Annotated in this window: 6 protein-coding genes; all 6 read left to right on the forward strand. The window is 41.7% G+C overall.

The window, feature by feature from the left end:
* Nucleotides 1-10: 10 nt before the first annotated feature.
* From DXA54_RS04720 to DXA54_RS04745, 6 genes are read left to right on the forward strand one after another with little or no spacing between them, the layout of a single operon-like run.
* Nucleotides 11-694, forward strand: coding sequence for a DUF4391 domain-containing protein (locus tag DXA54_RS04720; RefSeq protein ID WP_010992330.1), 684 nt, complete (start codon nt 11-13; stop codon nt 692-694).
* A 12-nt stretch (nt 695-706) separates the two neighbouring features.
* On the forward strand, nt 707-2,614 hold the full coding sequence (locus DXA54_RS04725) for a site-specific DNA-methyltransferase (protein ID WP_010992331.1): 1,908 nt from the start codon (nt 707-709) through the stop codon (nt 2,612-2,614).
* Between the two features lie 10 nt (nt 2,615-2,624).
* A complete protein-coding gene (locus DXA54_RS04730) occupies nt 2,625-3,626 on the forward strand; it encodes a virulence RhuM family protein (RefSeq protein ID WP_120079039.1) in 1,002 nt (333 codons plus the stop codon).
* Nucleotides 3,616-6,678 (forward strand): DEAD/DEAH box helicase family protein, encoded by a 3,063-nt coding sequence (locus DXA54_RS04735; protein ID WP_010992333.1) that lies wholly within the window; start codon nt 3,616-3,618, stop codon nt 6,676-6,678. Before DXA54_RS04730 ends, DXA54_RS04735 begins: the two co-directional genes overlap by 11 nt.
* Nucleotides 6,679-6,738: 60 nt before the next feature.
* Nucleotides 6,739-9,873 carry a P-loop NTPase fold protein gene (locus DXA54_RS04740; RefSeq protein ID WP_061430038.1) on the forward strand — a complete coding sequence of 1,045 codons (3,135 nt, stop codon included), beginning with the start codon at nt 6,739-6,741 and terminating at the stop codon, nt 9,871-9,873.
* 18 nt (nt 9,874-9,891) lie between these two features.
* Nucleotides 9,892-12,603, forward strand: a complete 2,712-nt coding sequence (locus DXA54_RS04745) for an AAA domain-containing protein (RefSeq protein ID WP_010992335.1) — start codon at nt 9,892-9,894, stop codon at nt 12,601-12,603.
* Nucleotides 12,604-12,625: the final 22 nt, after the last annotated feature.

Raw genomic sequence — 12,625 nt, forward strand, 5'->3', positions numbered from 1 at the left:
ATGAGACAAAATGGACAATATACTTAACTACCCCACCTCCACGCACGTGGACAGATTGGTGCCCAAGACAGCCTTTTACAAGCATTTGGAGATTAACACACGCTTGAAGATGCGATTTGTGGAAGATGTGGAACGTATACAATGGCTCTATAAGTTAGCTCCATCCACCATGAATGTGGATACGGGTAAGACGGTGCATGAAATCGTGATGTTCTTGGTGACGCTCAAAGCGGAGGATATGCCCGATGATGTGTTTCTTGCCATCGACCGCCAGATGCCTCGCCATGTGGTGTTTGTGTTGCAATATGCCAACCGTGGCCGATTGTTGCTCAACTACAAGGAATGGGTAGATGCGAACAAAACACGATTCAACATTTTGAAGACTTTCCGCACAGAATGGATGCCATTGGCAAAGGTGAAGTTAGAACTTGCAGGGTCGTCACTGGATAATATCTACGAAGCGTTTGCCGGTCAGATTTCCGGATTTGGTACGACCAATGCCGCTGACACGAAGCAGATTATGGCATTGCAAGATGAATTGGCTCGTAAACGACGGGCAGCGGAAGCCTTGCAGAAGCGTGTACGGAATGAAAGGCAGTTTGCCAAACAGATGGAACTCAACAGTGAAGCCCGTGCCTTGAAGCGTGAGATTGCTAAGTTGGAAGAGGTACTTAAAACATTAGAAAACAATTAAGAAATAAAATATATGACTGACATATTAAAACATTTGGATTTGAACTCCGCGGACGGAACGCAACTCAATCTTGATGCGCTCTATCAGATTGCACCTTCTGCATTTACCGAAGTACGTGATGACAAGACGGGTGCAATTTCCCGAAAGGTAAACTTTGAGGTGTTTCGTCAGTTGCTTGGCGACCATGCCACAGATGGCGAGGGCGAAATGTACCAGTTTACATGGGTGGGTAAGAACGCCGCTCGTGCGGAGGCTGCCAAACCTACCGATAAGACATTACGCCCGGTGGTGGAAGATTCCATGGATTGGGACAACACAAAGAATATCTATATCGAGGGCGACAACCTTGAAGTGCTTAAACTTTTACAACGCTCGTACATGGGTAAGGTGAAGATGATTTATATCGACCCGCCTTATAATACGGGCAATGACTTTGTGTATCACGATGACTTTGCCCGTACTGCCGCCGAAGAAGACCTCGAAGCCGGCAGTGTGGACGAACTGGGTAACCGCTTCCGCAAGAACACCGATACAAATGGTAAGTTTCATTCGGACTGGTGCTCGATGATTTATAGTCGTCTGTTGGTCGCACGTTCTCTGCTGACGGAGGATGGGGTTATCTTTATTTCGATTGATGACAATGAGCAGAGAAACCTTAAAAATATTTGTGACGAAGTATTTGGCAGTAGCAATTTCTTGGCGCAAATCGTATGGGAGCGAGCTTATTCTCCAATTAATTTAATGAAACATTTCTCCCCTTCACATGATTACGTGTTATGTTATGCTAAAAATCTAGATTCTGCTGTATGTAAAGGTATAGCAAGAAGTTCAGAAGCTGATAATCGCTATACTAATCCAGACAATGATCCTCGAGGTGTTTGGAAAGCAAGTGATTTGTCTGTGGGACCAGCCGTAGAAGAAAATATATATACTATTACAACGCCCTCCGGGCGTAATGTAGAGCCTCCAGCTGGGCGCAGCTGGAGGCTCTCACGAAAAGCTTTTCGTGAGAGACTCCAAGATAATAGAATTTGGTTTGGACCTGATGGAAATAGCGTTCCTGCAATGAAACGTTTTCTATCTGAACTCAGAAAAACGGGTATTACACCTATGACAATCTGGAAGTACACCGAAGTAGATCATTCACAAGGTGCTACTCAAAAGTTAGCCAAATTATTTGACGGGAAAAAAGTTTTTGATTATCCTAAACCTGTAGAATTGATAAAAAGAATAATCTCTCTATATTCAGATAGTAATAGTATTATTCTTGATTTCTTCTCTGGCTCTGCAACAACTGCACATGCCGTAATGGAACAGAATGCTCTTGATGGAGGGTGCAGACAATTTATAATGGTGCAACTTGAAGAAGATTTTTCAGAATCAAGTGATGGTTATAAAATGGGATTCAAAACTATTTGTGACGCAGCCAAAGAGCGTATCCGTCGTGCCGGTGCAAAAATCAAAGCTGATTCTCCGCTTACTACACAAAATATCGATACCGGCTTCCGTGTGTTCAGATTGGATGAAAGCAACTACGAAGAAGTATCTATCTCTCCCAATGATTACCAGCAAGACCAGCTCAATTTGTTTGCAGATAACATCAAGCAAGACCGCACCGACCTTGATTTGCTCTTTGGGGCTATGCTTGCCTGGGGCGTAACACTCGACCTGCCAATGACGCAAGAAGAGGTGGACGGCTGCACCATCTATACTGTGAACGATGGTGACTTAGTGGCTTGCTTTACCGAGAGAATCACCGACAATGTGGTGGCGGCGATGGCCGACAAAACTCCGCTGCGTGTGCTCTTCCGTGACTCCTGCTTTGCCCAAGATGACCAAAAGATAAACATCTACGAGCAATTTAAGCAACTGATGGACTGGACCGATGATGAAGCCTTCAAGAATATCAAGGTTATCTAAATTCGCGATTATGGAAGAGAACAACAAAATACTCATCTATACGGATAGCGAAGGCTTGACCAAAATAGATGTAATATTAGAAGACGAGACCTTGTGGCTTACGCAAGCGCAAATGTGCGAGCTGTATCAAACCAGTAAGCCGAACGTAAGCGAGCATATCAAGCACATATTTGAAGAGGGTGAATTACAGGAAGATTCAGTTGTTCGGAAATTCCGAACAACTGCCTCCGACGGTAAATCATATATGACTGCATACTACAATCTGGATATGATTATCGCCCTTGGTTATCGCATACGTTCTATCATAGCAACCCGTTTTCGTCAATGGGCTACGCAGCGGTTGAAAGAATATATGATTAAAGGTTTCGCTCTTGACGATGAACGACTGAAACAACTTGGAGGCGGTGGCTATTGGAAAGAGCTGTTGGAGCGCATCCGGGACATCCGTGCCACAGAAAAGGTGCTGTACCGCCAAGTGTTGGAAATATATGCCACAAGTATCGACTATGACCCAAGAGCTTCTGTTTCGCAAGAGTTTTTCAAGAAAGTGCAGAACAAGATACACTATGCCATACACGGCCATACGGCAGCCGAACTGATTGTGGAACGTGCCGATGCCGAAAAGGATTTTATGGGATTGCTTACATTCAAAGGGAATCAGCCTACTCTGTCAGAAGCTCGCACAGCCAAGAATTATTTGGATGAGAAGGAACTTCGTGCTATGGGGCAGTTGGTATCTGGATATTTGGACTTTGCAGAGCGTCAGGCAGAACGAGAGCAACCAATGACAATGAACGATTGGGCTAACTATTTGGATAGGATTCTTACCATGTCGGGAGAACAATTGCTATTAGATTCCGGCAAGGTGTCGCACACGGAAGCTATGGAACATGCTACCAATGAATATCGCAAATACAAACAACGCACTATCAGTGATGTGGAACAAGATTATCTGGACTCCATCAAGCGAATTGGCAATATAGGTAAAAAAGGAGACAAAAATGAAAATTAAATACAAGCACCAACGATTTCAGGCTGAAGCTACTCGCTGTGTGACGGATGTGTTCCAAGGTCAACCGAAGAGAGATGGACTGAGCAACTTTTTGATAGACCAAGGCAAAGGCCATATAGGTTTTAAGGTAGAAGGCTTTGGCAACGCCCCCATTGTGCTCGACCGTGAAAGTCTGTGCGAGAACATTCGCACCATACAGATGGCGCAAGGCTTGAAGCCTATCGAACATATACAAGGCGAGGGACTAACCCTTACGGTGGAAATGGAGACCGGTACAGGTAAAACCTATACCTACATCAAGACAATGTATGAACTGAACCAACGCTACGGCTGGAGTAAGTTCATTATCGTGGTACCCAGTATTGCCATTCGCGAGGGTGTGTTCAAGAGTTTTGAAAGTATGGCGGAACACTTTGCCGGAGAGTATGGCAAACGGATGCAATACTTCATCTATAACTCCAAGCAGCTCTCCAAGATCGATGGCTTTGCCCAAGACAACGGCATTCACGTGATGGTCATCAACACGCAAGCATTCAATGCCTCGATGAACGAAGAGAAGAACATACAGGGACGTAGCGGAGACGCTGTCGCACGTATCATCTTTTCCCGACGGGATGAGTTTGGATCACGTCGTCCTATCGACATCCTTGCCAAGACCAATCCCATCATGATCATTGATGAACCGCAAAGTGTGTTGGGTACGGACAAGGGCAACGCCACCCGACGGGGCATACAGCTGTTCAATCCCCTGTTCAAGGTCTTGTATAGTGCCACTCATCGCAAGGACGACATCTACAACATGGTATTCCGACTGGATGCCATTGATGCCTATAACAAGCGGTTGGTGAAAAAAGTGGAAGTGCGAGGTGTGCACCAATTAGGCTCCACCGCTACCAACGGTTATGTCTATTTAGATGAAATCGTTATCGGCAAAGGCAATCCGCAGGCACGTATCGGTTTCGATATGAAAACCAATAACGGTACCCGCCATGTCATTCGCTTGGCAGGCGAAGGCTTCAACCTGAAAGAACAAAGTGGCGGACTGCAAGAATACGAAGACAACTACATTGTAGAACGCATTGACGGACTGACCGGTACCATTCATTTCCTGAACGAACTGACGCTTCATGAAGGAGACATCGTAGGTGCTGCCAACGAAGAACTGGTGCGCCGTATGCAGATTCGTGAGACCATCAAAACACATCTGGAACGTGAACGCCAGTTGTTTCCCAGACACATCAAGGTGCTCTCCCTGTTCTTCATCGACCATGTGGATAGCTACCGCATATACAGCAAAGAGGGTGTGGAGAAAGGAAAGTTTGCCAAGATGTTTGAGGAGGAATACCAGAGAGCCTTACAAGAAATGATGCCTACATTTACGGATGGAGCTTATATGCGTTTCCTGTCCGACCCCAAGAATGCGTGTGACAACATTCACGACGGTTATTTCTCCGTGGATAAAAAAGGTGTCAGCGTGGAATCGAAAAGCAAGGAAGGTGAAAACGAAGAGCGTGGTTTCAACTTGATTATGAAAGATAAGGAGCGTCTGCTGAGCCAAGAGTGTCCGGTGCGTTTCATCTTCTCTCACTCTGCCTTGAAGGAGGGTTGGGACAATCCCAACGTGTTCCAGATTTGTACGCTGAAAGATACTGCCAACGAGATAAAGAAGCGGCAGGAAGTGGGACGCGGTATGCGTCTTTGCGTCAACGACAAAGGTGAACGCCAGGATACCGATGTATTAGGCGATACTGTGTTCAATATCAACATACTCACAGTTATCGCCAGCGAAAGCTATGACGACTTTGCCAAGAAGTTGCAGAAAGAAATAGCCGAGGCTTGCGATACTCGCCCTGTGATAGTGACTGCCAATCTGTTTGCCGATGCAATGGCGCAAACAGAAGATGGAACAACAGTAAAAATCTCCACACAACAGGCAGTAGATATTCACGAAGAGTTGATTACCCAAGGGTATATCAAGAAGGGGAAACTCACTCAGAAGTATTTTGATGAGAAGAAAGCCGGACAGCTTGATTTTGGCGAGGCAAACGAACTGAAATCATTTATCATCAAGCAACTGGATAAGGTATTTGACCCGGATAGTGTGAAACCTACAAACGGAAGGGAAAAGAAAGAGGCAAAATTCAATGCCGACAACTTCCACAAGAAGGAGTGGCAGGAACTATGGAAGCGTATCAACACACGCACATACTACAATGTAAACTTCGACACCTCGAAGCTGATAAAGAACGCAATTGATGAACTGTACAAACATCTGAATGTAACGGAAATCCGCATCGTGGTGGAAAGCGGAGGTATAGAGGGAATTCGCGACCGCGAGGAATTGGAAGTCGGCACAGCTATGTCGGCAGCCAAAGTAAGAACTATCCATGTGAAGGAGGCTGTTGGAAGTGGTGTTACATACGACCTCGTAGGCGAATTGGTGCAAGCTACCGGCCTAACTCGAAGAACCATTGTAGCCATTTTGCAAGGTATCAAACCCACCACATTCCATCAATTCAAGCTCAACCCCGAAGAGTTTATCATCAAGGCAGGACGTATCATTAACGATTGTAAGGCAATCTCCCTGATACAGCATATCCGCTATGAGAAGCGCAACAATACGTTTGATAGCGACATCTTTGAGGAAGCAACACTTCGTGGTACATTGGGCAAGGACGCTATCGAAAGCGAGAAATCGCTGTATGATTTAGTGGTAGTTGATAGCCAAGGTATTGAGCGTTCCTTTGCCGAATCATTGGAAAAAGAGGACGATGTAGTGGTTTACACCAAGCTGCCGGGAGGCTTCTATATCAATACCCCCATGGGTAAATACAACCCCGACTGGGCAGTTGCCTTCCGCGAAGGTAGCGTGAAACACGTTTACTTTGTGGCAGAAACCAAAGGTAACGACATCGAAGCATCCCAGCTGCGAAAAGCCGAAGATGCCAAGATTGAATGTGCCCGTCGTCACTTTGCAGCCATCAGTACAGGCGAAGTGGTATATAGCGTGGTGAAAACGTATCAGGATTTGTATAATGCGGTAACGAAATAACACAATCATCCATGTAGAGGAGCCACTCCCTACATGGTATTTGATTCTTTGAATAGGAACATGATTACAGAGCATCCTTCGTATTTAAGAACGACACCTGTTGGTGAAGACCTATTTATAGGTAAATCTCATGAAGCAATATCTAAAAGAATTGCTCAACAGATTAAAAATGGTAACCATTGCCAAATGATTGGAATTGATGGTGGATGGGGATCAGGTAAATCAAATTTAGTAAAGCTCATTTCTAATGAACTCAATGCAGGGATAAGTGATAAAAAGAAACAAATGTTTCCATTTATCACCTATGATGCTTGGGGGCACAGTTCCGATTTACAACGTCGTACCATATTAGAGGAAATAACAAAATCTCTGATTACTGACTATGAATGTCTTGATAACTCTTGGCAACTAAAACTTAACGAACTTCTTTCCAAAAAGAAAAGCACTCATAACAAAAAAGTTCCTAGACTTAGCACAACTATTAAAGTCGGCATGTTATTAGTGGCATTAACCCCACTAATCAATTGGCTTGTTTCTTTAGTTCCAGACAAATGTGTTTTGGGAAAGATTCTTACGTCTATGATACCTTACATTGTTGGTATCGTTTATGTTGTTTATAAAAAGCATTGCGATGATAAAAAATATGGAATAACTGGAACCGCATCATTCTCGTCTTACTTTGAGGAATTATTTCTTGTGTACAAGGGTAAAATTTCTGAAGAATCAACTTATGAAGTGATTTCTGAAAAAGAACCTTCATCTTCACAATTTAAGGAATGGATGCATCAGTTAGATGGGAGTATCAGGGATAGCAAAAAAGTAATCCTTGTTTTTGACAACATGGATAGGCTTCCTATTGCTAAAGTACAAGAGTTTTGGGCTGCTATACACTCTTTTTTTGCAGAAGAGTCTTTTGATAATCTTGTTATAATTGTTCCATTTGACTGCTCACATATCATAAATGCCTTCAAATCGGAAGATAATACCGATAATAGCCATTGTTACGGCAATGACTTTATTAACAAGACATTTAGTGTGGTACATCGTGTAGCTCCTCCCATCATGTCTGATTGGAAAGCATTTTTCTATCAAAAATGGAAAGATGCCTTTGGTAAAGAAGCTTCTCCAGATAAGGAGGTTACGCAAATATATGATGCTATGACCCCAGAAATTACACCTCGCAACATCATTGCTTTTATAAACGAACTAATTACATTGAAGTTTAACTCTGATTTATCTATTCCTGATAGATACTTAGCATTATACATTTTTGGCAAGGATGAAATTTCAGCTAAACCGTCAATAGAACTTTTGTCTCCTTCATTTTTAGGGAATTTGTCTTGCCTTTATAGTAATGATACCGATATGCCTAAATTTATGTCGGCTATACATTATCAGCTACCTGTAGAGAAATCAATGGATATTGTTTTTACTCGGCAGATGAAAACAGCTCTCGATAATAATGAAGTGGAGACAATTAACCAATTAGCCAAAGATAACTCTACCTTTAAGAGTATTGCAGAAATAGCTATTCTAGATGTCACTAACATTGAGAATGCGACAATAGCACTCGAAAAGGCTGATTTATCTAATATTGAGAAAGGCGTTCTCGATTATATTTGGCAATGTCTATACCATCGTATTCACTCATTAAAAGCAGACTTCACACGTTACAAACCTTTCCACTCAATCTTACTTTCTCATATATCACAAACAGGTAGGAAAAACTATATTTCTATGCTGATTAAACAATACCAAAGCATAAAGGAAGATAGTTTTGATTGCCAGACTTATATACAAGGCATTGATGCCTTGCGGAAAGTAGACTCATTTCATTTAGATTGTGTCCTTGAATGTTTATGGCAAATATCACCTGCATTGTTCGTGAAACTTACTCAAATCACGAAAGATTCATACAATGACTATGGATATTATTGTCCTGAAGAAGATTTAGACGAATACCTTTCTGATTTAAGCATTTCGGATTGGAAATCCATATTTATCAATAAGACATTAGCTGATGAATATAAATTGAATCGCTTTGAGAAAAAACTGCTCGAAAATCTAAAATCCTCTGGGAACAACGTAGATGATGTTAGAGTATGTATTGAACGCCTGAAAGAGATTCGATCCTATATAGATAATGCAGATTCTATAATGGCCGACTCGGCTATCTATAATATATTGGGTAGCATCGATAGTAAGAATCCAATATTCTATGATTTAATATGCATTGGTATGTCCAAATGCGGTTCGTACCAGTATAGAGGATACAGCCCATATTCTATAATGCTATCTTCACCCTCTGACCAAGATATTATTTCTATCTCAAACACCATTAAATGGTATATCAATTATGGTGATCTATTAGTAAGTTATAGTTCATATGATAGTAAACTAACAAATAGTGTTGTAAGACATTTGACCAATAGCTATAATGCTCATAGTAGAGCATCAATCACAAATTGCTTGAAAAATTATACATCTATAAAAGCTCATTATTCACTTGAAGCCAAGGCTTTGTTGACTAAACTTGCTGGATGGTCTACTAACTATAAAGGTGAAGATGTTTTCTCTCCTGAACTAATAAAAGACTGCCTTAATGTAAAAAATGATTTATCAGTTGCAGTATTAAATGCTCTAAATTCAACCTTGCAAAGCAAATCGCAAGAGGTTTGGTGTGATGACTTGAAAAACTCGCACACTTTAGCCGATTATTATGTCATGTATCATCCGGAAATTAATCAAAACTTGTTTGATGCGATAAAAGAGCAGATAAATAGTTGTGTAACTAATAATACTGCCATTGCAAACCAAGACATTGTTGGTAAGTTATTGTCTATATGTAACGTACAAGGCTGTGACGTGAAAAATTTCTTTATAGATACCCTAAATAAATTCAACACAAATCAGTCAACCAAAGGAAAGGTAATTGCATTAGCCCCTTGGATTTTCCAATATGTAGGGAATGACTTGGAGACTTATCAGGATTACTTGTTTAAGTTTTTAGTTACAGAGGTGTTAGAAGATGATGCAATAATTAGTATCCTTAATAAAAACAGACAGATGCTTTCATTCAAAAAACCTGATGATTTTAAGAGGAAAATCAAGCAGTTAGCTGAAGCTAATGGTAACGAATCTTCAGAAATTTGGATGCTGGCAAAATATTGGAAACTTATAAAAGATAAGAAATAAAAATTTGGCACTTTTGCTATGGATTCGCAGTTATACATGATAGTAGATTTAGAGAGATGTGGCGATAAGTGTATGTTTATCACCGAGCAAGTTTCCTCTATCAGCGAGAACAAGAACGGTCTTTGGGCTGTTCGGTTCTCGTCATCTACTCGTGTGTTCAATTACAACAAAGCCCGTCTGTTATATTTTACCGATCCAGAGACCATAGATTTCAGCGAAAAAGGATTGTATATCAAGAATAAGCACATCAACAATGTGGCAGAAGTATTGCGGTTTTCTGACACTCGTCATACATTCTATCGAGTGACCTATCCCAATGGTTACTATGAGAACTTTGAGGGAAATGATGTCTATATCACTCGTACTCCCATTGACAAAAATGGTGGATCTACTTGGGAATATCTTCGTAAATTGGCTGCTGAAACAGGTCTGATGACAGAGGATGAAGATAATATCTTATCCAAGCAGTATGAATTGGTAGATACAATGCGCGACAATGTTCCTTTGGCTCAATATCTTGGTGACAAGTCAAAATTAGCAACATATCGCTTGCCAAAGCAGGTTTATTATCCTTTCGGATGCAATGCCAGCCAAAAGTCTGCGGTGGAGAAGGCATTGACGCATCAAGTAAGCATCATACAAGGACCTCCGGGAACAGGTAAAACGCAAACGATTCTCAACATCATAGCCAATTTGCTTATGGTAGGAAAAACAGTGCTTGTTGTGTCTAACAACAATTCTGCCGTAGAGAATGTAGCAGAAAAATTGGAGAGCGAAGGACTTGGTTTTATAGTAGCCAAACTCGGTCGTACGAAAAATAAAGAGGTGTTTATTGCCAATCAAGTAGGTTATCCTGATATGACAGATTGGAATATTGAGGACAAATCAACAATATATCAATTGGCGAAAGATTCTCTCCAAAACGTGTCACAAGGATTTGACGGGCAGTTACGTCAAGCTCAACTAAAGACGGAATATGATGCGTTGCTGAAAGAGAGCAAATATAATGCGCTATTAGGCGCAAACAGTACTGATAACAACTGGCTTCATGGTAAACCATCTGCCAAACTGATAACGCTGCTCAACCTTTACCAAATGAAGGTAGAGAAGGAGCAAAAGCTCAGTTTTTGGTTTCGTTTGAAGTGGTCATTTGCTATGGGAATGAAGATATTCTCGTTCCTTAACGGTAAAGTTACCGAAGTGATAGCTGGATTGGAAGAAGCCTACTATTTCTCTCGTAAGGCTGAAATCGAGCAAGAATTGGGCTTCATAGTCCATACGCTTCAATCCATTGATATTAACCAGTCTGTAAAAGATCTGCGTTCCTCTTCCTTGCAAATTTTGAAGAATAAGATTGCCAAACGATATGGAACCAGCGAAAGGAAAAGGTTCTCTATTAGGGACATCAAGCCCAAAACAGAGGAGTTCTTGAAAGAATATCCTGTCGTACTCAGCACCACTTATTCTGCCAAAAGTTGTATCAGTAAGGATATGGTATTTGATTATGTGATTATGGACGAAGCGTCACAAGTAGACATTAAGACCGGAGCATTGGCACTCTCGTGTGCGATGAATGCCGTGATTGTTGGTGACGACAAACAATTACCTAATGTAGTGAGCCGTGAAGAAGCACTTGCTCTAAATGCAATTCAGACAACCTATAATGTAGATGACAGATACAACGCTATGACGCATAGCTTTCTGCAATCATGTGTGGAGGTATTCACGGAAGCTCCTGTCACGTTGCTGCGGGAGCACTATCGTTGCCATCCCAAGATTATTGAGTTCTGCAATCAACGGTTTTATAATGGTGAGCTGGTGGCCATGACCACTGACAACGGCGAAGAGAATGTGTTGCAGGTAGTCCGTACCACTAAAGGCAATCATGCGAGAGAGCATTTCAATCAGCGAGAGATTGATGTCATCATACAGGAGGTAATGCCTGAATATAAGTATATGGATAGCGTGGGCATCATTACTCCCTATCGCAACCAAGCGGAAGAAACAAATAAGGCATTAGGGCATGATATTGCCAGTACGGTACATAAATATCAAGGTCGGGAGTGCGATAGCATCATCATAAGCACAGTAGACAACGAACCAACGGAGTTTTCCGACGATGCCAACTTGCTCAATGTCGCCATATCACGTGCCAAGACTCGTTTGTGCATCGTGACCAATGGCAATGAGCTGCCGAAAGAATCGAATCTTGCCCAGCTTATAGCCTATATACAATACAATAATTTCGAGGTCAAGGAAAGCAAACTCCACTCTGTGTTTGATTTGCTCTATAAGCAATACACTGCAGAACGTTTGGCGTATGAAGCTGCCCATCCTTCGGTATCGAACCATCTATCTGAAAACCTTGTTTATACGGTTTTGGTAAAAGCTATTGCTGATTTGAATTTGATTAACGCTGAAATATTATGTCATTATCCGCTCTCTCGATTGATTAGCGATTGGAGTTTGCTTAGTGAAGAAGAAAAGGCTTTTGCAAAAAGTCCGTTTTCTCATATAGATTTCCTTATTTACAATTCGCTCACTAAACAACCACTTCAAACGATTGAGGTTGATGGTTGGCATTTTCACCAGAATAGCGATGTACAGCAATCACGGGATGCCCTCAAAGACCGATTGCTCACAAAGTTTGGTCTTTGTCCGCATCGTATTTCCACTACAGAAACGGTGAATGTGGAAACGATAAAGAAAATCATTTTAATCAGTAGTTAAAAATCAAAGTTATGAGCAGATT

Origin of the sequence: Bacteroides sp. OF03-11BH, from assembly GCF_003604005.1 — a bacterium.
Taxonomy (GTDB): domain Bacteria; phylum Bacteroidota; class Bacteroidia; order Bacteroidales; family Bacteroidaceae; genus Bacteroides; species Bacteroides ovatus.

Bases quoted from the DNA above. Each gene is read 5' to 3' on its own strand.
- DXA54_RS04740 (WP_061430038.1), top strand. From the start codon at position 6,739: ATGATTACAGAGCATCCTTCGTATTTAAGAACGACACCTGTTGGTGAA.
- DXA54_RS04730 (WP_120079039.1), top strand. From the start codon at position 2,625: ATGGAAGAGAACAACAAAATACTCATCTATACGGATAGCGAAGGCTTG.
- DXA54_RS04745 (WP_010992335.1), top strand. From the start codon at position 9,892: ATGGATTCGCAGTTATACATGATAGTAGATTTAGAGAGATGTGGCGAT.
- DXA54_RS04725 (WP_010992331.1), top strand. From the start codon at position 707: ATGACTGACATATTAAAACATTTGGATTTGAACTCCGCGGACGGAACG.
- DXA54_RS04720 (WP_010992330.1), top strand. From the start codon at position 11: ATGGACAATATACTTAACTACCCCACCTCCACGCACGTGGACAGATTG.
- DXA54_RS04735 (WP_010992333.1), top strand. From the start codon at position 3,616: ATGAAAATTAAATACAAGCACCAACGATTTCAGGCTGAAGCTACTCGC.